The following is a 21,603-nucleotide window of genomic DNA, read 5'->3' as shown; positions in this document are numbered from 1 at the left end:
GTTTCGCTGCGCTCTACTCATCCTACGATCTCCGCTATTTCTCCATCTGGATCCATTCGGCAGCGCCGCGCCACAGTGTGTCGCGGTGTTCCGGCCGGAAGAATCCGAAATGGCCGACCTTTTTCGAGCCGGCTTCGATGGGGCGGATACTGTCGATCTCCGGCTTGATCGACGTGAAGCCGGCACAGAGCATTTCCACGGCGGCGCGTGTGGCCCATGGATCGTCCGAGAAGCTCAGGGCCCGCATCTCGCCGCGATAGCGCGGGAAATTCACCAGCGCCCTGAGCTTGCGGTCGTCGAAGAAGTAGCGATCGCTGGTGACCCAGCCCGCCCATTCCAGAAACACGTCGCGTGGCAGGTCGTAGCCGAGGCCGATCCTGCCGGGTGCATAGCCGATGACGCGCGCCAGCGGTGCGCCGACGAATTTCATCAGCGCGTAGATGCGGTAGCCCTCAGGCGGCGTCATCAGTCGCCAGGTGCCGGCCTGTGCCGCGATGAGCAGGGCGCGTGACACCTCGGAATTGTTGGGGATCAGGCCGAGCGCCTGACCGCCGAAGGAATGGCCGACAAAGGCAAGTGGCATTGCCTTGTAGCGCTCGCGCATCCAGGTCACCGCGGCGGTGACATCGAGCGCAGCCCAGTCGGTCATGGACGCCTTGAAACCCACCAGAGCGTTCGACCGGCCGGACAGGGGATCGGCCTTGGGCCGCGAATCCCCGGTGCCGCGGTAGTCATAGGTCAGCACGGCACAGCCACGGCTCGCGAGGTAGCTGGCGAAGCCTCTGTAGATTTTGCGGGGAACGGCGGTTGCGGAATTGATCAGAACCGCGTGAGTGCGGGCGCCGCGGGGCAGGTACAGCGTCGCGCCCAACGAATAGCCGTCGGTCGCCTGGAAGGTAATGTCATCGGCAAAAGCGTCGTCCAGTGCAGCCTCCGACACCGCAGTTTCTCCCATGGTGTCCCATATGTTCCTTACCCGAGCCTAGCAAATGCGAATTCGGCTTTGGCTGCAAGGGCTTGGGGCGCAATGTGGATTTCGAACTGGCGATCCCCATCTGTGCTGTGTATAACGCGGCCTCCGCAGCCATAAAGCGCGGTTTTCAGGAGTAATTTTCATGTCCGAGCGGTGGACGCCCGACAGCTGGCGCGGCAAGCCCGTGCTGCAAATGCCGGAATACCCGGATCTCAAGGCCCTTGGCGATGTCGAGGCGCAGCTTGCCACGTTTCCGCCGCTGGTTTTTGCAGGTGAAGCGCGCAATCTGAAGAAGTCGCTCGCCCGCGTGGCTGCCGGCGAAGCTTTCCTGCTGCAGGGCGGCGATTGCGCCGAGAGCTTTGCCGAGCATGGTGCCAACAATATCCGCGATTTCTTCCGCGCCTTCCTGCAGATGTCGGTGGTGCTGACCTATGCCGGCGCGCTGCCCGTGGTGAAGATCGGCCGTATCGCCGGTCAGTTCGCCAAGCCGCGGTCCTCGCCGATGGAGAAGCTCAACGGCGTCGAACTGCCGAGCTATCGCGGCGACATCATCAATGACATCGCCTTCACGCCAGAATCCCGCGTGCCCGATCCGCAGCGCCAGCTGATGGCCTATCGCCAGTCGGCGGCGACGCTGAATCTGCTGCGCGCTTTCGCGACCGGCGGCTTCGCCAATCTCGGCAGCGTGCATCAGTGGATGCTCGGCTTCCTGAAGGATTCGCAGCAGTCGCGCCGTTACAAGGAACTGGCCGACCGCATCTCGGACGCGCTGAACTTCATGCGCGCCTGCGGCCTCAATCTGGAAAGCCATCCGGAACTGCGTTCGACGGATTTCTACACCAGCCACGAAGCGCTGCTGCTCGGTTACGAGCAGGCCTTCACGCGCGTCGATTCCACGACGGGCGACTGGTACGCGACCTCGGGCCATATGATCTGGATCGGCGACCGTACGCGGCAGCTCGATCATGCCCATGTCGAATACTTCCGCGGCATCAAGAATCCGATCGGCCTGAAGTGCGGCCCGTCGCTGAAGCCTGATGAACTGCTGAAGCTGATCGACGTCCTCAATCCGGACAATGAGCCCGGCCGCCTCACGCTGATCAACCGCTTCGGTCACGAGAAGGTGGGGGAGCATCTGCCGGGCTTCATCCGCGCGGTGCAGAAGGAAGGGCGCTCGGTGGTATGGTCGTGCGATCCGATGCACGGCAACACGATCACGTCGAATTCCGGCTACAAGACCCGGCCGTTCGACCGCATCCTGTCCGAGGTAAAGTCGTTCTTCCAGATTCATGCCGCCGAAGGCACCCATGCCGGCGGCGTGCATCTGGAAATGACCGGCCAGAACGTGACGGAATGCACCGGTGGCGCGCGCGCCATTTCGGACGAGGACCTCAACGACCGCTATCACACGGTCTGCGATCCGCGCCTGAATGCCGAGCAGTCCATCGACATGGCGTTTCTGATCGCCGAACTGCTGAAGACGTCCCGCGTCGACAGGGCGGAGCCGCTGCCGGTGGCATCGGGTCTCTGAGGCATGATCCCGAAAAGTGGGAGCCGGTTTTCGGATCAGATCATGCTCAAACAAGAAAGCGAGAGATTGATCCAGCGAAGATGGATCAATCTCTAGATGTCGCGCCTCTGGCGGGCCACCATCAACACCTGGAATGGCCTGACCTTCGCGACGCGATCGGAGCAGGCCATTCGCGAGGAGTTGTTTGCGCTGCTCCTCGCGGTGCCGCTGTCATTCCTCATCGGCACCACCGCAGCGCGCCGGCTCGAGCTGGTGGCGGTGGTTTTGCTGCTGCTCACCGTCGAACTCCTCAACACCGCCATCGAGAAACTGGCCGACCGGCTCACCATCGAACACGATCCGCAGATCGGGCGTGTGAAGGACATGGGATCGGCGGCCGTCGGCGTCGCACTGGTGATTGCCGGCATGACCTGGCTGTATGCGCTCGGTGAGCGCATAGGCATCTTCTAATCCCGCAGTTGCGAAGGGTGAGCCGGTAGGCTTGGATGTTTCCATGACAGAATTGACGCGCTTCACCGTCACGCTCGCCCAGCTCAATCCCATCGTCGGTGATATCACCGGCAATGCCGCCAAGGCGCGCGCTGCGCGGGCGCAGGCCCAAGCCGACGGCGCGACGCTGATCGTGTTTCCTGAATTGTTTATCGCCGGCTACCCACCGGAAGACCTGGTGCTGAAACCGGCCTTTCAGGCGGCCTGCCGGGCGGCCATTGAGGATCTGGCACGCGAGACCGCGGACGGTGGTCCGGCCGTGCTGATCGGTTCGCCCTGGGTCGACGGCGGCAAGCTCTACAATGCCTGCGCGTTGCTTGACGAAGGCCGCATCGCCGCGATCCGCTTCAAGGTCAATCTGCCGAATTACGGTGTGTTCGACGAAAAGCGCGTCTTCGCGCGCGGCTCGGTCTCGGGACCCGTCACCATCCGCGGCCTGCGCGTCGGCGTGCCGATCTGCGAAGACACCTGGATGGAAGAGTCCGCCGATTACGAAGACGTGGTCGAGACGCTGACCGAGACCGGCGCCGAAATCCTGATCGTGCCGAACGGTTCGCCATATGCCCGCGGCAAGACGGATCTGCGCTTGTCGGTGCAGGTCGCCCGCGTCACCGAGAGCCATCTACCGATGGTCTACCTTAATCAGGTCGGCGGTCAGGACGAACTGGTGTTCGACGGCGCGAGCTTTGTGCTCAATGCCGACCGCTCGCTGGGCGCGCAATTGCCGTCCTTCACCGAGAGCATCACGACGCTGACATTCGAGAAGATCGACGGCCACTGGCGCTGCGACGGACCGATCGCACCGGTACCGGAAGGCGACGAGGGCGACTACGCCGCCTGTGTGCTTGGCTTGCGCGATTACGTCAACAAGAACGGCTTCCCCGGCGTGCTGATGGGCATCTCCGGCGGTATCGACTCAGCGCTTTGCGCCGCGATCGCCGTGGATGCGCTCGGCGCCGACCGCGTGCGCGGCATCATGCTGCCATTCCGCTACACCGCGCAGGTGTCGCTCGACGATGCCGACAAGCTCGCGAAGGCGCTGGGTTTCCGTTACGAGATCCTGCCCATCGCCGATGCGGTCAACGGCTTCGAGAAGATCCTTGCCGATACCTTCAAGGGTCTCGCACGCGACATCACCGAAGAGAACCTGCAGGCGCGCGCCCGTGGTACGCTGTTGATGGCCGTCTCCAACAAGACCGGCGCGATGGTCGTCACGACAGGCAACAAGTCGGAAATGTCGGTCGGCTATGCCACGCTCTATGGCGACATGAATGGCGGATTCAATCCGATCAAGGATCTCTACAAGACCCAGGTGTTCCGTATTTCGACCTTGCGCAATTCATGGAAGCCCGAAGGCGCGCTCGGTCCCGATGGCGAAGTGATCCCCAACAACATCATTATCCGTCCGCCCACGGCCGAACTGCGCGAAAACCAGACCGACCAAGACTCGTTGCCGCCCTACGATATCCTCGATGGCATTCTCGAACGCCTGGTCGAACGCGAGGAGCCGTTGTCGGTGATCGTCGCGGCCGGTTACGAGAAAGACGTTGTGACGCGCATCGACCGGCTGCTCAACATCGCCGAATACAAGCGCCGGCAGGCGGCACCGGGCGTGAAAGTGACGCGGAAGAACTTTGGCAGGGACCGCCGCTATCCGATCACAAACAAGTTTCGCGATCTGGCCAATCCATTGCCGAAGCCCGATGAGGACTTGGTGACGCGGCCCGGCAAGGGCACCAGCGAAGCGTTTGAATGAATTTGTAGGGCGAATGACGCCCTACAAACCCGTCGTGTATCGGCGCGTGATCCCGTCACCGCGCCGTTTTGGCCACCGCCGCAAAGGTTGAATCGCTCAGGACGCCACCGCCCTGAAACAAGGTGACGACGGGTGAGGATGCGGCGCTGGTGCTGTTCTTGATGTCATACAGCGCCGAGAAACGGTTCAGCAGTTTGGCCAGCTTGGCGGGATCGGCGAGGTCCTTCAGATTGAGGTGTTTCTCCACCACCTTGGCCTGCTGATCGATATCCATCGCGCCCACCTCGTTCGGCAGGCTGAAGATGGTGCGGAACACTTCCGCCAGCGCCTTGTCCGCAAGCAGGTCATAGGCCGAGGTGATGCTCGGCGCCTTGCGCTCGAAGTAGAGCGCGAGCCGCACGCCGGGATTGCTTTCGCCCTGCTGCGTCTCCAGCGTCTGTTGCAGATATTTGTGCTGGGTTTCCATGAACTGGTCGCGGGTCTGCGGCCCGAATTTCGGTAGCCGCGCGATCTCGCCGTCGTCGTCGAAATTGAACGAGGCCACCAGCTCCGCGAAACGCGGATCCTTCTGCGTGTTGACGAAGCTCTTGGGGTCGTTCAGGTCGGAATCGAACATCTTGCTCAGATCGGCGGTGGTCACCTTGGCGGGGTCGAGGCCCTTGGCGACGAGCGCGATGTCGATGAGCTTCCTGTCGGCAAGCAGATCCTTCACGCTCTCGATATTGGCGATGTTCTTCTGATAATAGACCGCGTCCTTGTCGGCCGCCTTGCGCAGCTCGGCCTGTTCCTTGTCCTTCGTGAAGCGTGTCTTGGCGATGATGTAGTCCTTCATCACCTGGGTGACTTCCGCCGCGTCCTGCGCCACCACAGGCGTCGTGATATTTCCGCTGCTGTCGAAATTGAATGCCCGAGCGAGCTGAACGTATCGGTCGTCGTGCAGCTTGTTCACGTAGCTCTTCGGATCGTCCGGATCGCTTTTGAGCACGTTTTTGATGATCGTCGGCGAAACCTCTTCGGGATCGAGACCAAATGATTTCAGAGCAAAATTATAGACGTTTGGCGTCTTGAGAAAGGCATCGACCGTGGTCACCTTGGCGAGACCGGTGCGATACTGCTTGATCAGCGATGCCGCGTACTTTTCGTCCGCTGCGAGATAGGTCGCGCCCTGGCTGTTGACATATTTGGCATGGGTGTTGCTCAGCTGCGTGGCTGTCTGGGCAGACGTTCCGGTGGGCAATGTGCCGTCGGGCGAGAACTCGAAAGCGCCGGCAAGCGCCACATAGCTGTCGATCGTCTCGAGTGCATCCTTATAGCTGAGGATGCTGACCTCATTCATCGATCCGCGCGCGCGCTCCAGCTCGATCTTCTGGCGCAGATCGGCCATATCGGCGCCCGGCTGTTTCAATGCCGCCATGTATGTGTCGATCTTGCTGGCGGCATCGAGCATCGCTGCCTGGGCCTTGGTGATATTCGCATTGATGTCGGCTTTCTGCGACACCCAAACGGAATTGACATAGCTGTTCGGATCGGACGGATCGCTGCTCAGCACCTTGCTGATCGTGTCGTGGGACCAGCGATTCTTGTCGATGCCGAAGGCCGAGAAAACATAATCCCGCAGCTTGTCGTCGGCGAGCAGGCCATTGACGTTGGTGATTTTTCCGATCGTGAGATTGTAGTAGTTCTTGTTCGCGTCGATGGCATCGACCCCGCGCTGCGCTACGGCCGTGTACAGACCGATCATGTCGTCGGCCTGGTTCCCGGACTGGGCGGTGTTGGTGCTGCTGCTGGTGGTCCCGAAGGCGAAGGCCGCTGCGAAATCCCGGTAGCGTTTGTCGCTCAGCTTGTTGGCGAAACTGTTGGCGTCGGAGAGATCGCTTTCCAGCACCTTGCGCAGGAAGGCCTTGGCATAGGCCATGTCCTCCAGGCCATAGGCCGTCGTTGCATAGGTATAGAGCCGATAGTCGTTCAGGAGATCATCGACGGTTTTCACCTTGCCGATGTTCTCTTTGTAATAGGCCGTATCCCGCGAGACGGTGGCCTGTTGCGAGACCCGCGTCAGCGATTGGGTGAGATTGCGGGAGACGATATTATAGTTGAGATAAGTCGAGACCATCCGAACACCCTCGCGGTTTGGCGTGAGCCTACCGTTCGGAGGTTGTCCGAAGCTGGACGCAATGGCCGTGTGCCGTCGTCGCCTGGCCGGGCGAGGAGGCGAGGCTTAGCGCGGCGCGTTGTTCGGCAGGAATTGCGGGCCGACCGTGCGGATCTGGCCTGGCGTGGACGGCGCCGCTGGTTGCGCAGGAGCTGCCGTTGCAGGCGCATCGGTCGCCGCGCCCTTCTTCAATGCGGCGGGTGTGCCCTTGGCCTGTGGCTGCGACATCCGCTTGGCGCGTTCCTCGGTGACGATGATGTCGCCGTTCTCCGCTGCCGATTTGTCGTCGACATTCTTCAACGCCTCGGACCAGGTCTGACCTTGCGCCTTGCAGGAGCACGACGGATTGAATTCGGTGCGATACTTGAACGCGTTCGGCGACGACGAATAGGGCTGTCCCGACACCGAGACAGCCGAGTTCATGTCCTCGCCGGGATTGCGATAGGTGAACAGGTTGGCATCGGAGGCCGGGCAGAGATTCTTGCAGGTTCGCTCATCATCGCCGAAACGCGCCGGGATCGTCGCGAACGAGATCGGGAAATAGAAGCCGTCGCAGGTGCGCACGCAGACGGTGCGGTAGGTGCCGGACGGAACGGGCGACATATTGCCGTCCAGCGGCGGCGCGCCGGGGCTTGGCTCGTTGTTGCCGAACAGGTTGCTCAGGAAACCGCCGGGGCCTGAGTTCTGCGGGGCCGCGCGCTGCGCAGCAGCGGCGTATTGCGGGCCGCAATTGTTCTGCGCGAGGGCCAGCAGCACCGAGCGGCGCTGGGTATCACGGTCCGAACTGCCAGGCGTGCCGACGCGCAGGCGCTCGAGATTGCTGGTGATCTGATCCAGATTGCCGCGCATCTGCTGGATCTGATTGTTGACCGGGCCGCATTGCTGCGACTGTCCATTGAACAGCGAGAAGAAGCCGGAACTGTCGCAGCCCATCCGCTTGGCCTGCGCCGAAACGCGGTCGAGCTCGCTTTGCTGCTTGGACGCGGCGTCCTCATAGCGGCGAAGCTGTTCGGCGCGCGCGGGATCGAGGCCGTTACCGCGATCGATGGTCGCAAGCTGCGCCTCGAGGCGCCCGCACATCGGATTGCCAGAGCCCTGCTGCTGCGCCTGGCTCGGCGGATAGACCTGCTGCGCGGGATAGGCCGGGGGCGGTCCGTTCTGCGCCGATGCAGGAGTGCCCAGCGACAGCGCACCAACCAGTGCGGCACCAACGAAAGCCCAGCGAGAAAGGGAAGCAGTCACAGTGTCAGACATATCCGGCCAATGCGCGAGTCAGAAGCGAGCGAGACAGAAACAAGCGGGGTGGTGCGGCATCGCGCTTCGATACCGCCGCCAACCTCTCGCCGACGTTGCCAGACGCGCGCGATGAAAATGCGGCGGCGAACGCGGCTTTCCATAGCTGCTTCTCGCGGCAGGGTCACGTCGTTTCCGGGGCCTCACTGTGGCCGCAAGCGTGACGCAAGAAAGTCGCAAGCCGGGGATGTCAGCGCTGGCAGGTAATCGCAACGAATTCGTCGCATTTGCCGTGATGGCAGGCGCTGCCTGACGTCGGGACCGAGCCGGTCACTTCATCGGGATCGACGCGGCGATAGGCGACGGCCTGGTCGAAGGCGCGCGATTTGCAATAGGACAGGGCGGCATGCGCGCCGCATTTCTCGCCGCGGGCGAGGCACTGGTCGATACCGTAACCGTCAGACTGGTTGGCGATGATGAAGACGCGGGAATCGGCAAAGGCCGAGGGAGCGGCCAGAACAAATGCCGCCGTCAGAACGACTGAAATGGATTTCATAACTCACCGAATGAATGAGGAAATTCGCCCTCATTCGATACGCCCCAAAGATTAATAATCATTAACCATGGGCGGCGTAGCGATGGATTGAGGCCGAAATCAGCCCTTTACGGCATAGTTCCACACCCTTGACGAGCCACCTGGGGTTGCCCCATGGTGCCCCGATGAACGGTTCTCTCGCCATTTGTGGCATTTGCCGCGAGATTAAGAGCTAGCGATTCGCTGGCTGAGGCCGTCTTTTCTCACACGAGATCAATCTCAAGAGGGATGAGGAGACGCCCGGCCGCAAGGGACGGACATCCATGGAACTGCGCCTTTACGACACTCTGACCCGCGAGAAGCGCGTCTTCACGCCGATCGATGCCGACAATGTCCGGATGTATGTCTGCGGGCCGACGGTCTACGACTTCGCCCATATCGGCAATGCGCGCCCGGTCATCGTGTTCGACGTGCTGTTCCGGCTGCTGCGACACGTCTACGGAGTCGACAAAGTTACCTATGTCCGCAACATCACCGACGTCGACGACAAGATCAACGACCGCGCGTTGCGCGATTTCCCCGGGCTGCCCCTGAACGAGGCGATTCGCCGGGTCACCGAAACCACGGCCAATCAGTTTCAGGCCGACGTCGAAGCGCTGGGCTGCTTGTCGCCGACAGTGCAGCCGCGGGCCACGGATTTCGTGCTGCCGCGACCCGACGGCAAGACCGATATGGTCACGCTGATCAGAGAGTTGATCGCGCGCGGCCACGCCTATGAGGCTGCGGGCGAAGTGTTGTTCGACACCCAGTCGATGGCCGATTACGGCGCACTCTCCGGCCGCAAACTGGAAGACCAGCAGGCCGGCGCGCGCGTCGCCGTCGATGCGCACAAGAAGCATCCGACCGATTTCGTGTTGTGGAAGCAATCATCGGCAGAGGAGCCCGGCTGGGACGGCCCGTGGGGCAGGGGCCGTCCGGGCTGGCACATCGAGTGCTCGGCAATGGCGGAGGCCTATCTTGGCACGATCTTCGACATTCATGGCGGCGGCCTCGATCTAATCTTCCCGCATCATGAAAACGAAATCGCCCAGTCGCGCTGCGCGCACGGTACGCATGCGATGGCGAATTACTGGATGCATAACGGCTTCCTGCAGGTCGAAGGCGAGAAGATGTCGAAGAGCCTCGGCAACTTCTTCACCATCCGCGAACTGCTGAACGACTGGCCGGGCGAAGTACTGCGCCTGAACATGTTGAAGACACACTATCGGTCGCCGATCGACTGGACCGTGAAAGGTCTGGAAGAAAGCGCCAAGACGCTCGATGACTGGTACTGGGTCGCGGCGGATGCCGAAGGCGGAGAGGTCTCCGACAAGGTGATGGAGCCGATGTTCGACGATCTGAATACGTCGCTGGCCGTTGCGGCGTTACACGGTCTTCGCAACAGTGCGGCAGCAGGCAATGACGGCGATCGCAGCCAGTTTGCAGCGTCGTTGCGTGCGCTCGGTTTCCTGTCGGAAACGGCTGCTGCATGGAATGGACGCAAACAACAGGCCAGCGGAATCGATGCGGCAAAGGTCGATGATTTGATTGCGGATCGTACAGCCGCGCGGGCTCGCAAGGATTTCAAGGAGTCCGATCGTATCCGCGACGAACTTGCCGCCATGGGCGTCGTCATCAAGGACTCGAAGGAAGGCACCACTTGGGAGATCGCGCGATGAGCCGACCCGACACACCGTTTCCAAAGCACTGGAAATATTACATCGCGCTGAAATGGGCATTGATCGTCGGCGCTATCGCGCTGGCCTTGAAGCTGGTGGACTTCTGGTGAGCGCGATGGGCGAGGCGAAACCGGCACTGCGGCCGTTCCTGCCGGATGACACCGCGATTGCGGCTGCGATCTATGTGGCCAGCATCGAGGAATTGACGGGCGAAGACTACAGCGAAGCGCAGCAGGAAGCCTGGGCTGCAACGGTCGACGATGAAGTGGCGTTCGGCAAGCGGCTGGCGTCGCAACTCACGCTGATCGCGACGCTGGACGGCGTGCCGGTCGGCTTTGCATCGCTGAAAGGCGCCAACCACATCGATCTGCTTTACGTGCATCCCAATGCCGCCCTGCAGGGTGTGGCATCGCTGCTGATCGATGCGATCGAGAAGCTGGCAGGTGCACGCGGCGCCAAGCTGCTGACCGTGGATGCCAGCGACACCGCCGAGCCCTTCTTCAAGAAACGCGGATATATCCCGACACAGCGCAACAGCGTGCCGCTGAATGATGAGTGGCTTGCCAACACCACGATGCAGAAGACGCTGGGCGAAGCCGGGGTGTCCTAAATCGAATGAAGAAGGCAGGGGAGGAAGACCGATGATCGATCACATCTCCATCGCGGTCAGCAATCTCGAACGTGCCGTGCCCTTCTACGAGCGTAGTTTCGCGCCGCTTGGCATGACCCGGCTGGTAACACGGCCGGCAATGGTTGGGTTCGGCAAGACCTATCCCGAAATCTGGCTCAATCTGCGTGCAGGCATGGCACCGCTACCGCTTGATAGCGGTGTGCATCTTTGTCTGCGCGCGAAGACGACGGATGAGGTTGATGCGTTTTATGCGGCAGCCATGGCCGCCGGCGGTGTCTCGGAAAGTGCGCCCTCGCTGCGGCCGCATGATCGCGTGCGCTACTATGCGACTTTCATCGCCGATGCCGATGGCAATCGCATCGAGGTGGTGACGTTCCCGAAGGACGACGCCACCACGTCGTAGAAGGCCTCAGAGCCGCGTCGCGACGTCCGGAGCCAGCTTCTTGGCTTCGTCGGAGGCCAGTGCCGCAGCGGTGCGGAGCCGGGGCAGGATGTCTTCGGCACGGTCGGCCGTCAGCACGTCCAGCGGCAGTGTCGGCCGGATGAAGGCGGTCGAGCGCATGTGTTTGAGCAGCTCGAGCAGCGGCTCCCAGAAGTTATCGATATTGGCCATCAGGATCGGCTTGCTGTGGCGGCCGAGCTGTTGCCAGGTGAGCTGTTCGACCAGCTCTTCCAACGTGCCGATGCCGCCGGGCAGGGCGACGAAGGCGTCCGACCGCTCAAACATCAGCCGTTTGCGCTCATGCATGTCGTGGGTGACGATCAGTTCCTGGGCGGCGGTCAGCGCGTTTTCGCGCTTGGTCAGGAATTCCGGGATGATGCCGGTGACCCGTCCGCCATTGTCCAGCACGGACTTGGCTACCGCGCCCATCAGGCCGATGGAGCCGCCGCCATAGACTAGGCCGATACCTTGCTCGGCCATGATCTTGCCGAGCGTAACGGCTGATTCGACGAAACTGGGATTGGTACCGGGGCCGGAGCCGCAATAGACGCAAATCGTTTTAATTGTGCTCATGGAATCCATGTGGCACTGCGGGATAACAGCGTCAAGACACGGAATGAACGCGATACGGGAAATTCCTGCCCGGGACACCTCTCCGCAGGGAAAAGAATGCTCCGCGAGGGTGCGACGTTCCGGCAAAGCGCCTATATGCATTCTAATGAAATCGACCTCCATTTTGAGCCGGCCCCGGGCCGCAGCTCCGTTCGCTCCAGGCGCCGTGCATGTCTGATTCCGATCCCGCGCTGAACGACGAGACAGCTCCCAACCCGGCCTATATCGAGCGCGGCACGCTGTTCGGAACGCTCGCCCATTTGTGGCCCTATATCTGGCCGGGCGACCGCGACGACCTGAAGATGCGCGTCGTCTGGTCCATGCTGCTGCTGCTGGTCGCCAAGGCGGCCACCCTGACAGTGCCGTTCACCTTCAAATGGGCGATCGATGCGCTGACCGGCGCCGATACGGCTCCGGTCCAGTCCTCGAACTGGACGCTGTGGCTGATCGCATCGCCGGTCGCCATGACCGTCAGCTACGGCGCGATCCGCGTGCTGATGGCGATCTTCACGCAATGGCGCGACGGCATCTTTGCCAAAGTGGCGATGCATGCGGTGCGCAAGCTGGCCTATCTCACTTTCGTCCATATGCACGAACTGTCGCTGCGCTTTCATCTGGAGCGCAAGACCGGTGGTTTGACGCGCGTGCTCGAACGCGGCCGCGCAGGCATCGAAGTCATCGTGCGCATGGTGATCCTGCAACTGGTGCCGACCATCGTCGAGCTGTTGCTGGTGATGGGTGTGCTGCTCTGGCAGTTCGACTGGCGCTATGTGCTGGTCGTAGCGATCACCGTGGTCGTCTACATGTATTATACGTATCTGGCGACCGAGTGGCGCATCGCCATCCGCCGCAATATGAACGAGTCCGATACCGAGGCGAATACCAAGGCGATCGACTCGCTGCTGAACTACGAGACGGTCAAATATTTCAGCGCCGAAACGCGTGAGGCCGAACGCTATGACAAGACCGTCGAGCGCTTCGAGCGCGCCAGCGTCAAGACCTATACCTCGCTGGCTGTCCTCAATACCGGGCAGGCGATCATCTTCACGCTCGGTCTGACATCGACCATGCTGATGTGTGCGGTCGGCGTGCGCAACGGCACCCACACGGTGGGCGATTTTGTCATGATCAACGCCATGATGATCCAGCTGTACCAGCCGCTGAATTTCATGGGCATGGTCTATCGCGAGATCAAGCAGGCGATCATCGACATCGAGAAGATGTTCGGTGTCCTGAACCGCAATCCGGAAGTGAAGGATATTCCAGGAGCCAAGCCGCTGCTGGTGACATCCGGCGCTGTGCGCTTCGACGATGTACGTTTCGCCTACGATCCGGAGCGGCCAATCTTGAAGGGGCTCTCCTTCGAGGTGCCGGCCGGCAAGACCGTCGCCATCGTCGGCCCGTCGGGCGCCGGCAAGTCGACGATCTCGCGGCTGCTGTTCCGGCTCTATGACGTGTCCGGTGGCACGATCTCCATCGACGGCCAGAACATTCGCAATGTCACGCAGGCCTCGTTGCGCCAGTCGATCGGCATGGTCCCGCAGGACACCGTGCTGTTCAACGACACCATTCGCTACAACATCCGCTACGGCCGCTGGGACGCGACGGACGAAGAGGTCGAGGAAGCTGCCCGGATGGCGCAGATCGACCCGTTCATCCGGATGTCGCCGAAGGGCTACGAGACCGAAGTGGGCGAGCGCGGACTGAAACTCTCCGGCGGCGAGAAGCAGCGCGTGGCCATTGCGCGGACCGTGCTGAAGGGCCCGCCGATCTTGCTGCTCGACGAAGCGACGTCGGCGCTCGATAGCCATACCGAGCAGGAGATCCAGGACGCGCTGGAGAAGGTCTCGCAGGGCCGTACCTCGCTGGTGATTGCGCATCGACTGTCCACCATTGTCGGCGCCGACGAGATCATCGTGCTCGACCAGGGCCGGATCGCCGAGCGCGGCACCCATGGCCAGTTGCTGGCCGCCGGCGGTCTCTATGCCAGCATGTGGAACCGGCAGCGCGAGGCCCAGGAGGCCCGCGAACGGCTCGCCCAGATAGGCGACGATGCCATCGCCCCCAATCGCACTCCGCCGCCGGTCGACGACGATCGCCTGATGACGCCTGACGCGGCGGAATAATCTCTGCTAAAGCAGGGCCAGATTCTGCCCGAACCCAGGTTTTAAGCACCCATGTCCATCGCAAATTCCATCCGTGGCCAGATCCCGCCGATCCACAAGGAAGGCTATCCGTTCATTGGCGCCTTTGCGCTGGCGAGCCTGGTGCTGTTCTGGATCTGGACGCCGCTCGGATGGATCGGCACGGTCCTGACGGTCTGGTGTGCGCTGTTCTTCCGCGATCCGGTCCGCGTAACCCCGACCCGCGAGGGTGTCGTGGTGTCGCCCGCCGACGGGAAAGTGTCGATGGTGCAGCCGGTGCTGCCGCCGGCCGAACTCGGCCTTGGCGACCAGCCGCTGCTGCGTATCTCGGTGTTTATGAGCGTCTTCAACGTCCACGTAAACCGCAGCCCGGTGGCTGGCCGGATCGAGCGCATTGCCTATCGGCCGGGCAAGTTCATCAATGCTGAGCTGGACAAGGCCAGCGAGGACAATGAGCGCAATTCGCTGGTGATTTCGACCCCCGGCGGCCGGATCGGCGTGGTGCAGATCGCCGGGCTTGTGGCGCGCCGGATCGTGTCCTTCGTGCGCGAGGGCCAGACCCTGAGCGCCGGCGAGCGCTTTGGCCTCATTCGCTTCGGCTCCCGGCTGGATATCTACCTGCCGGAAGGCAGCAAGGCGCTGGTGGCCGTGGGGCAGACCGCGATTGCCGGCGAGACCGTGCTGGCCGATTTCCGGATCGGTGACGGCGGCCGGACCTACCGCGTCGATTAACCCCGATTTCCTGCCGGTTTGGGCGGCAGGACGCCACAATGGCGGAGCAGGGTGGAATTTGCTAGGATCACGCCATGCAAATGCCTCCTGACCAGTCTCCCGAGACGCGCCGCCGCCGGTTCCGGACCATTCCGATCCGGATGCTGGTGCCGAACATGATCACGCTGCTGGCGATCTGCGCCGGCCTGACGGCGATCCGCCTGTCCACCGAGGGCCGGATGGAACTCGCGGTTGCGGCCATCGTCTTCGCGGCCGTGCTCGATGGTGTCGATGGCCGTGTCGCCCGCATGATCAAAGGCCAGTCCAAATTCGGCGCCGAGCTCGACAGCCTGGCTGACTTCGTCAATTTCGGCGTTGCGCCTGGCCTGATCCTGTATTTCTGGCAGCTCCATGATCTCAGCAATGCCGGCTGGATCGCCGCGATGGTGTTCGCCATCGCCGGCAGTCTGCGGCTGGCGCGTTTCAACGCCACCATGGACGATCCGGACAAGCCGGCCTTTGCCGCGAACTTTTTCACGGGCATGCCGGCGCCGCTGGGCGCGCTCACCGTGATGCTGCCGATCTATCTGGGCTTCCTGGGCATGCCGATGCCGCCCGCCATCCTGACGACCCTCTACACGCTGCTGGTCGGCTTCCTGATGGTGTCGCGGCTGCCGGTGTTCTCCGGCAAGGCCGTGAACATGCGGGTGCCGCGTGAGCTGGTGCTGCCGGTGTTCGTCGGCGTCGTGCTCTTCATCGCGCTGCTGATCGGCTACCCCTGGCACATCCTGTCGGCGCTCTCGATCATGTATCTGCTGAGCCTTCCGCTGGGCTGGAAATCGTATCGCGATCAGGAACGTGCGCTCGCCGCGCAGTCGGTGGTCCCTGTCGATCCGGCGGCGCCCCATGCGTCGACGCCCTATACGCCGGGGGCACCTGAGATCGCACCGGATGATCGGCCCGCACGCCTGAACTGATTGTCCATCTCGCGAACAATTCATGCAGCCGCTTTCCACGACGAAAGCGGCTGCATTTCGTTTTGGGCATGCAGTGAAGTCGGCTATATCCGAAGTCACTCAGCGACGACGACGTCCCGCGAAGACGGGATGCGATAATCACACACAGGAGAAACGCCGTGACGAATTCCGCGACCGGTCCGCTGCCCGCATCCGTTCTGGAAGCACTGGGCCGCTACGACACGCCGACCATCTGCAATGCGATGGAGATCGTCGCCCCCGAGCGCCGGTTGATCGGCTACACCACGCGTCCGCTGGTTTGTCCGTTTCCGAATCTGCCGCCCATCGTCGGCTATGCGCGCACCGCGAGCATTCGCGCGACCATGGCGTCTGGTCTGCCTGCCGCGGAGCAGAAGGCGCGGCGGCTCGCTTACTACGAGTATGTCGGTACGGGCATCGGTCCGCGCATCAGCGTGATCCAGGATATCGACGGGCCCGACGCGGGCTATGGCGCGTTCTGGGGTGAGGTGAACAGCGCCGTACACAAGGCGCTCGGTTGCCTCGGTGTGGTCACCGATGGCTCGATCCGCGATATCCCGCAATGGGCCCCGGACTTCCAAGCGCTCGCCGGCACGATCGGTCCGTCGCATGCGCATGTGCATGTAAGCGAGTTCGGCAATGAAATACGCGTGGCCGGCATGAGTGTTCGTTCGGACGATCTGATCCATGCCGATCAACACGGCGCGGTTGTGATCCCGCTCGATGTCGCCGCGAAACTGCCGGAAGCGGCGGAGCTGTGCGGGCGGCGCGAGACACCCATTCTCGATATTGCGCGCAGTCCGTCATTCACGCTCGAGAAGCTGAAAGAGGCGATGGCGCGCTCGTCGGAAATACACTGAAATCCGGGGCTATTAAGACTAACGATAAAGGTTAGATGCCGATCAACCCGAACCAGCTCCGGTTGCTTGCGCGGCCGGAGGGCTTCGGGCTAACTGCCCGTTCCGCCGTGGAGACGGGTATTGGAGACGGTATTGCCTCAGACCAAGGATATGAAGAAAGCTTGGAATGAGCGAGCAAATCGTGACCCGTTCTTTTACGTCGAGACCGAGCTGTGGGATCACGATCCCGAAAAATTCTTCGCACTCGGTCGCGAACGCGCAACGCTGCTGATCGATCCTGTTCTCGCAAAATATGCACTTGATCCCGTCGGCAAGACGGCGGTCGATATCGGCTGCGGCGTCGGACGTTTCACGCAGGCGCTTGGCCGGCGTTTCACCAGGGCTGTCGGCATCGATGTGTCTGACGTCATGGTGGAAAAGGCCAAGGCGGCGGCAGCGGCGTTCAGCAATCTCGACTTCGTCGCCGGCAATGGCGTCGTGTTTCCCTTGGCGTCCGAAACTGCGGATTTCGTATGGTCATATGAGGTCTTTCAGCACATGCCGTCGCATGACGTCGTGAAGGCCAATCTGGTCGAGGTCGCCCGCATCCTGCGTCCATCCGCGCTTGGACTCATTCACTTCCGGACGGCGCATGAGTATCCGACTATCCTCTGGCATATCGCCAAGTTCGTCCCGACGCCTGTCATCCAGCGCCTGAAGATGATGCTCGGCAAGGATCCGCTGACGGCGGATACGTCGTGGCGTGGTGCAAAGCCGCTGCCGAAGAGCACGATCGCCGACTTCTGCGTGGCCGCTGGGCTCAAGCCCATCGAGTTTCTCGATGACCCGACCCACGCACCGGGATCACGTACCTTCGTGGTCGTCCGGCGCGCTGTCTGACGCCGCACAGTCGCCCTCAATCTGTCTGCTGAACGAACTTTCAGTATCGTTCCACGCACGCTCGCGCGTCATTAATCTGTCGTTAATGAACCGTGAAGCGGTAACGCGTCCTTAATCGCAGTATCGCTAAGGTACCTTCGCGCGGCCTGATCTCGAGGCGTGCCGCCGTCCAGGACGGGCGTCGTTCGATACGTGTATAGCGTCGGAGTTGACATGGATATCACAACACTCGTCGGTTTTGTCGCTGGCATCATTGTGCTGTGTACCCTGGTCCTCATGGGCGGCAGCTTCGGGATGTTCTACGACATCCACGCCGTTATCATCATTTTCGGCGGTTCGTTTGCCGCGACGCTGATCCGCTTTCCGCTCTCGTCCATCCTTCATGGCATTCCGCTCGGCGCCAAATTTGCGTTCACGCTGAGCCGTCTGAACGCTCGTGATCTCGTTGACGAACTCGCTCGCATCGCGGAAATCGCAAGGAAGCAGGGACCGGTCGGACTCGAAAAAGTCGAAACTGATGATGCATTCCTCGCCAAGGGAATCCGCTTCGTTGCCGACGGCTACGACCTCGAATTCATCCGCGACAATCTTGAGCGCGACCGCGACAATTTCCTCATGCATCTCGACGAAGGCTCGAAGATCTACCGCGCCATCGGCGATTGCGCGCCGGCCTTCGGCATGATCGGTACGCTGCTGGGCATGGTGCAGATGTTCTCGAACATGTCCGATCCGTCCAAGCTCGGACCGTTCATGGCCGTCGCGCTGCTGGCGACGCTGTATGGCGCGATCGTCGGCAACCTGATCTGTCTGCCCATCGCCGACAAACTGCACGTCAAGGTGCTCGATGAAGAGACCAACCGCACGCTCATCATCGACGGCATCCTGATGATCCGCGACTCGAAGAGCCCGGCGCTGGTCCGCGAAATGCTGCTGGCCTATCTGCCCGAGAAGCACCGCCATGACGAAAGTGAGCCGGTCCCAGCGTAACACACTGGAGGCAGGCTCGGAGCACGTCCGATGGCGAAGAAAAAACGCGGAGAAGCACACGGCGGCCATGGCTGGTTCGTGACCTTCGCCGACCTGATGGCGCTGCTGCTCAGTTACTTCGTCATGCTGGTGGCATTCTCCAGCCCTGATGGCGCCAAGCTCAAGATCGTTGCCGGCTCGGTCCGCGAAGCCTTCGGCGTGCAATCCGATGCGCGATATTCGGGCGTGATCGAATCCGACGGTCTGCCGACGCGCGGCCAGACGAAGAACAAGGACCATGTGTCGCCGGACGATGCGTCCAACGTCACCAGTCCGAGCGAGAAGGGCGGCCGTCCCGCGGGCGCCAAGCTGAAGATGGACCGCGAATTCGCGCTCGCCTCGGCGTCATTGCGGCAGGCGCTGCAGGACATGCCGGAGATCAACGAGATCTCCAAGAACATCATGTTCGAGGAAACCAAGCAGGGCCTCAATCTGGAGATCATCGACCAGAACGGCCGCTCGATGTTTGCTGACGGATCCAAGGTTCCCTATGAGCGCACACGTCTGTTGCTGCAGAAACTCGCCGGGCCACTAAAGGCAACACCGCTGCGCGTGGCTATCGTCGGTCACACCGCCGCGGGCTTCGTACCGGCGCGCAGCGAATACGATGCATTCGATCTGTCGGCCGATCGCGCCAATGTCGTTCGACAGATTCTGGAACGGGAAGGGCTGCCGTCGTCCCATATCTTCTCGGTGTCGGGCAAGGCGGACAGCCAGCCGCTATTCCCCGACGATCCGACCATGGCTGCCAACCGGCGGGTGACCATTACGCTGATGCGGGAAGACCCCCCGCTGCCGCCAAACCTCAAGCCGTAAAACAGTCAATTCCTTTTTTACTGCTCCAGCCTCTTTTTTTGCTGGGCAATGCCGATTTTTGCTGCGCTCCCGATAAGCGATCTGCGGCAGTATAGGCTAGTGTCCCGGTTGACTGGCATTGCCCGGCGCGCCATAGCCGGGTCCGGATTGTCCAGAGGCGTTACGAGCAGAATGGCCGTTACGGAAACAACAGGCGAGGGACCGATCGAAGTTCCGGTTCATACCGGCTTCTGGTCGCTCACGGTCGGCAGTATCGGCGTCGTATTTGGCGACATCGGAACGTCGCCACTTTACGCTTTCCGCGAGGCGGTACACGGCGCGACGCATGGCGCCCCGGTGACGCCCGTCATCGTGCTCGGCGTGCTCTCATTGATCCTGTGGGCGCTGTTCATCGTCGTGACAGCCAAATATGTGCTCTTCCTGCTGCGCGCCGACAACAATGGCGAGGGCGGGACGCTGTCGCTGATGGCGCTTGGCCAGCGTGCCTTGGGTCGGCGGAGTTTGCCGCTGATGGTACTGGGCGTGATCGGCGCCTCGATGTTCATCGGCGATTCCATGATCACTCCCGCGATTTCGGTGCTGTCGGCGGTGGAAGGTCTGAAACTCAAGGCGCCCGCGCTCGAACCCTATGTCGTGCCGGTTACGGTCGCGATTCTCGTGGTGCTGTTTTCCGTTCAGCGGATCGGTACCGCCAAGGTCGCATCCGCCTTCGGGCCGGTGATGATCATCTGGTTCACGACGCTGGCATTGATGGGTGCTTCGCACATCTCGGATGATCCGACCGTGCTGAAAGCGATCAATCCATATTACGCCGTACAGTTCATGTTGAGCCACGGCACCATTGGTCTCGTCACCTTGGGCGCAGTCTTTCTGGCCGTGACCGGCGGTGAGGCACTCTACGCGGATCTTGGCCATTTCGGTCGCAGACCAATTCAATACGGCTGGTTCTTCTTCGTGCTGCCGGCGTTGATGATCAATTATTTCGGGCAGGGCGCGCTCGTCCTATCGAACCCGGCCGCGATCGAAAATCCGTTCTATCGGATGGCACCTGAATCGATGCTGTTGCCGCTGATCGCGCTGGCGACGGCCGCTACCGTGATCGCGAGCCAAGCGGTGATCACCGGTGCCTATTCATTGGTGCGTCAGGCGGTGCAGCTTGGCCTGCTGCCGCGCTTCGAAGTGCGCTTCACCTCCGAGACCCATGCCGGCCAGATCTATTTGCCTCGGGTCAATCGTCTGCTGCTGATCGGTGTGCTGCTGCTGGTGCTGCTGTTCAAATCGTCGAGTGGTCTGGCCTCGGCCTATGGCATCGCGGTCTCCACCACCATGGTGGCTGATGGTATCATGGGCTTCGTGGTGATCTGGAAGCTGTGGAACTGGAAGGCCGCGACTGCCGCTGCGATCATAGCGCCGCTGGTGTTCGTTGATCTGGCCTTCCTCAGCGCCAATCTCCTGAAGCTGCTGGAAGGCGCTTGGGTGCCGTTGCTGTTCGGCGTGCTGATGGCCGGCATGATCTGGACCTGGCGCCGCGGCGCGGCGATCCTGATCACCAAGACGCGCCGTATCGAAGTGCCGTTGCGCGATCTCATCAAGAGTCTGGAAAAGCGCCCCCCGCATATCGTGAAGGGCACCGCGGTGTTTCTCACCAGCGATCCCGAATTCGTGCCGACGGCGCTGCTGCATAATCTGAAGCACAACAAGGTTCTGCACGAACACAACGTGATCCTGACCATCGAGACCGCGCAGACGCCGAAGGTCGATCTCGGCGAACGCGTTCGTATGGAGAATATCAGCGACAAGTTCTCGATGGTGAAGCTGCGTTTCGGCTTCATGGAATCGCCAAACGTCCCCAAGGCGCTGGTCGTCGCGCGTAAGCTCGGCTGGCAATTCGACATCATGGCGACGTCGTTCTTCGTGTCGCGGCGCTCGCTGAAGCCGTCGGCGCAATCCGGCATGCCGCTATGGCAGGATCATCTGTTCATTGCGCTCAGCCGTTCGGCGAACGACGCCACCGACTATTTCCAGATCCCCACCGGACGCGTGGTGGAGGTCGGTACTCAGGTGACGATCTAAGCATCTTTTGTCATGTCCGGTTCCCCG

Annotated in this window: 19 protein-coding genes; 14 read left to right on the top strand and 5 right to left on the bottom strand. The window is 61.7% G+C overall.

The features are described 5' to 3' along the window. Positions 1–34: 34 nt before the first annotated feature. The gene (locus AB8A38_RS07705; protein ID WP_439085580.1) at positions 35–955 is read right to left on the bottom strand and encodes an alpha/beta hydrolase family protein; all 921 of its coding nucleotides are present in this window, start codon (positions 953–955) and stop codon (positions 35–37) included. Between the two features lie 160 nt (positions 956–1,115). Between AB8A38_RS07705 and AB8A38_RS07700 the strand changes: the two genes are divergently transcribed. The 3 genes from AB8A38_RS07700 (at position 1,116) to AB8A38_RS07690 (ending at position 4,749) form a co-directional block, all read left to right on the top strand. Then, complete coding sequence (locus AB8A38_RS07700) at positions 1,116–2,504, top strand: class II 3-deoxy-7-phosphoheptulonate synthase (RefSeq protein ID WP_315841650.1); 1,389 nt, start codon at positions 1,116–1,118, stop codon at positions 2,502–2,504. Between the two features lie 96 nt (positions 2,505–2,600). Further along, positions 2,601–2,954, top strand: coding sequence for a diacylglycerol kinase (locus AB8A38_RS07695; RefSeq protein WP_439085579.1), 354 nt, complete (start codon positions 2,601–2,603; stop codon positions 2,952–2,954). Positions 2,955–2,997: 43 nt separating this feature from the next. Further along, entirely contained in the window at positions 2,998–4,749 is a 1,752-nt protein-coding gene (locus AB8A38_RS07690) for an NAD+ synthase (RefSeq protein WP_439085578.1), read from the top strand. 55 nt (positions 4,750–4,804) lie between these two features. Here the strand turns inward: AB8A38_RS07690 and AB8A38_RS07685 are convergent, their stop codons facing one another. From AB8A38_RS07685 to AB8A38_RS07675, 3 genes are all read right to left on the bottom strand, one after another. Continuing rightward, complete coding sequence (locus tag AB8A38_RS07685; protein ID WP_439085577.1) at positions 4,805–6,862, bottom strand: DUF1217 domain-containing protein; 2,058 nt, start codon at positions 6,860–6,862, stop codon at positions 4,805–4,807. Between the two features lie 105 nt (positions 6,863–6,967). Further along, positions 6,968–8,155 carry a DUF2865 domain-containing protein gene (locus AB8A38_RS07680; protein WP_439085576.1) on the bottom strand — a complete coding sequence of 396 codons (1,188 nt, stop codon included), beginning with the start codon at positions 8,153–8,155 and terminating at the stop codon, positions 6,968–6,970. Positions 8,156–8,384: 229 nt separating this feature from the next. After that, positions 8,385–8,690, bottom strand: a complete 306-nt coding sequence (locus AB8A38_RS07675) for a hypothetical protein (protein WP_439085575.1) — start codon at positions 8,688–8,690, stop codon at positions 8,385–8,387. 302 nt (positions 8,691–8,992) lie between these two features. On the opposite strand from AB8A38_RS07675, the gene cysS reads away from it, so the two are divergent. The 3 genes from cysS (at position 8,993) to AB8A38_RS07660 (ending at position 11,421) form a co-directional block, all read left to right on the top strand. After that, a complete protein-coding gene (gene cysS, locus AB8A38_RS07670; protein ID WP_439085574.1) occupies positions 8,993–10,387 on the top strand; it encodes a cysteine--tRNA ligase in 1,395 nt (464 codons plus the stop codon). Between the two features lie 115 nt (positions 10,388–10,502). Continuing rightward, entirely contained in the window at positions 10,503–10,997 is a 495-nt protein-coding gene (locus AB8A38_RS07665; protein WP_439085573.1) for a GNAT family N-acetyltransferase, read from the top strand. A 31-nt stretch (positions 10,998–11,028) separates the two neighbouring features. After that, positions 11,029–11,421: a VOC family protein gene (locus AB8A38_RS07660; RefSeq protein WP_315841656.1), complete on the top strand. Its 393-nt coding sequence runs from the start codon at positions 11,029–11,031 to the stop codon at positions 11,419–11,421. A gap of 6 nt (positions 11,422–11,427) precedes the next feature. Here AB8A38_RS07660 and AB8A38_RS07655 read toward each other — a convergent pair whose 3' ends face one another. Then, complete coding sequence (locus AB8A38_RS07655) at positions 11,428–12,033, bottom strand: TIGR00730 family Rossman fold protein (RefSeq protein WP_092151626.1); 606 nt, start codon at positions 12,031–12,033, stop codon at positions 11,428–11,430. A 209-nt stretch (positions 12,034–12,242) separates the two neighbouring features. Between AB8A38_RS07655 and AB8A38_RS07650 the strand changes: the two genes are divergently transcribed. From AB8A38_RS07650 to AB8A38_RS07615, 8 genes are all read left to right on the top strand, one after another. Beyond that, complete coding sequence (locus AB8A38_RS07650; protein WP_315841657.1) at positions 12,243–14,198, top strand: ABCB family ABC transporter ATP-binding protein/permease; 1,956 nt, start codon at positions 12,243–12,245, stop codon at positions 14,196–14,198. 51 nt (positions 14,199–14,249) lie between these two features. Then, the gene (locus tag AB8A38_RS07645) at positions 14,250–14,948 is read left to right on the top strand and encodes a phosphatidylserine decarboxylase (protein WP_068730577.1); all 699 of its coding nucleotides are present in this window, start codon (positions 14,250–14,252) and stop codon (positions 14,946–14,948) included. Positions 14,949–15,028: 80 nt separating this feature from the next. After that, on the top strand, positions 15,029–15,904 hold the full coding sequence (pssA, locus tag AB8A38_RS07640; protein WP_093758909.1) for a CDP-diacylglycerol--serine O-phosphatidyltransferase: 876 nt from the start codon (positions 15,029–15,031) through the stop codon (positions 15,902–15,904). A gap of 158 nt (positions 15,905–16,062) precedes the next feature. Further along, positions 16,063–16,782: an RraA family protein gene (locus tag AB8A38_RS07635; RefSeq protein WP_315841658.1), complete on the top strand. Its 720-nt coding sequence runs from the start codon at positions 16,063–16,065 to the stop codon at positions 16,780–16,782. Positions 16,783–16,914: 132 nt separating this feature from the next. Then, the gene (locus tag AB8A38_RS07630) at positions 16,915–17,661 is read left to right on the top strand and encodes a class I SAM-dependent methyltransferase (RefSeq protein WP_315841659.1); all 747 of its coding nucleotides are present in this window, start codon (positions 16,915–16,917) and stop codon (positions 17,659–17,661) included. Between the two features lie 213 nt (positions 17,662–17,874). Then, positions 17,875–18,648 carry a motility protein A gene (locus AB8A38_RS07625; protein WP_068730581.1) on the top strand — a complete coding sequence of 258 codons (774 nt, stop codon included), beginning with the start codon at positions 17,875–17,877 and terminating at the stop codon, positions 18,646–18,648. 30 nt (positions 18,649–18,678) lie between these two features. Next, a complete protein-coding gene (locus AB8A38_RS07620; RefSeq protein WP_315841660.1) occupies positions 18,679–19,503 on the top strand; it encodes an OmpA/MotB family protein in 825 nt (274 codons plus the stop codon). 171 nt (positions 19,504–19,674) lie between these two features. After that, positions 19,675–21,576 (top strand): potassium transporter Kup, encoded by a 1,902-nt coding sequence (locus tag AB8A38_RS07615; RefSeq protein ID WP_315841661.1) that lies wholly within the window; start codon positions 19,675–19,677, stop codon positions 21,574–21,576. Positions 21,577–21,603 lie beyond the last annotated feature (27 nt).

Origin of the sequence: Tardiphaga sp. 839_C3_N1_4 (genome assembly GCF_051811045.1) — a bacterium.
GTDB lineage: Bacteria > Pseudomonadota > Alphaproteobacteria > Rhizobiales > Xanthobacteraceae > Tardiphaga.
The sequence above is the reverse complement of the archived record's forward strand: the minus strand, read 5'-3'. Positions and strand labels throughout refer to the sequence as shown.

Excerpts from the sequence above, each read along its gene's own strand:
- AB8A38_RS07700 (WP_315841650.1), top strand. The coding sequence starts at position 1,116 with ATGTCCGAGCGGTGGACGCCCGACAGCTGGCGCGGCAAGCCCGTGCTG.
- AB8A38_RS07615 (WP_315841661.1), top strand. The coding sequence starts at position 19,675 with ATGGCCGTTACGGAAACAACAGGCGAGGGACCGATCGAAGTTCCGGTT.
- AB8A38_RS07685 (WP_439085577.1), bottom strand. The coding sequence starts at position 6,862 with ATGGTCTCGACTTATCTCAACTATAATATCGTCTCCCGCAATCTCACC.
- cysS (WP_439085574.1), top strand. The coding sequence starts at position 8,993 with ATGGAACTGCGCCTTTACGACACTCTGACCCGCGAGAAGCGCGTCTTC.
- AB8A38_RS07645 (WP_068730577.1), top strand. The coding sequence starts at position 14,250 with ATGTCCATCGCAAATTCCATCCGTGGCCAGATCCCGCCGATCCACAAG.
- AB8A38_RS07705 (WP_439085580.1), bottom strand. The coding sequence starts at position 955 with ATGGGAGAAACTGCGGTGTCGGAGGCTGCACTGGACGACGCTTTTGCC.
- pssA (WP_093758909.1), top strand. The coding sequence starts at position 15,029 with ATGCCTCCTGACCAGTCTCCCGAGACGCGCCGCCGCCGGTTCCGGACC.
- AB8A38_RS07690 (WP_439085578.1), top strand. The coding sequence starts at position 2,998 with ATGACAGAATTGACGCGCTTCACCGTCACGCTCGCCCAGCTCAATCCC.
- AB8A38_RS07695 (WP_439085579.1), top strand. The coding sequence starts at position 2,601 with ATGTCGCGCCTCTGGCGGGCCACCATCAACACCTGGAATGGCCTGACC.
- AB8A38_RS07625 (WP_068730581.1), top strand. The coding sequence starts at position 17,875 with ATGGATATCACAACACTCGTCGGTTTTGTCGCTGGCATCATTGTGCTG.
- AB8A38_RS07660 (WP_315841656.1), top strand. The coding sequence starts at position 11,029 with ATGATCGATCACATCTCCATCGCGGTCAGCAATCTCGAACGTGCCGTG.
- AB8A38_RS07675 (WP_439085575.1), bottom strand. The coding sequence starts at position 8,690 with ATGAAATCCATTTCAGTCGTTCTGACGGCGGCATTTGTTCTGGCCGCT.
- AB8A38_RS07650 (WP_315841657.1), top strand. The coding sequence starts at position 12,243 with ATGTCTGATTCCGATCCCGCGCTGAACGACGAGACAGCTCCCAACCCG.
- AB8A38_RS07665 (WP_439085573.1), top strand. The coding sequence starts at position 10,503 with ATGGGCGAGGCGAAACCGGCACTGCGGCCGTTCCTGCCGGATGACACC.
- AB8A38_RS07620 (WP_315841660.1), top strand. The coding sequence starts at position 18,679 with ATGGCGAAGAAAAAACGCGGAGAAGCACACGGCGGCCATGGCTGGTTC.
- AB8A38_RS07655 (WP_092151626.1), bottom strand. The coding sequence starts at position 12,033 with ATGAGCACAATTAAAACGATTTGCGTCTATTGCGGCTCCGGCCCCGGT.
- AB8A38_RS07680 (WP_439085576.1), bottom strand. The coding sequence starts at position 8,155 with ATGTCTGACACTGTGACTGCTTCCCTTTCTCGCTGGGCTTTCGTTGGT.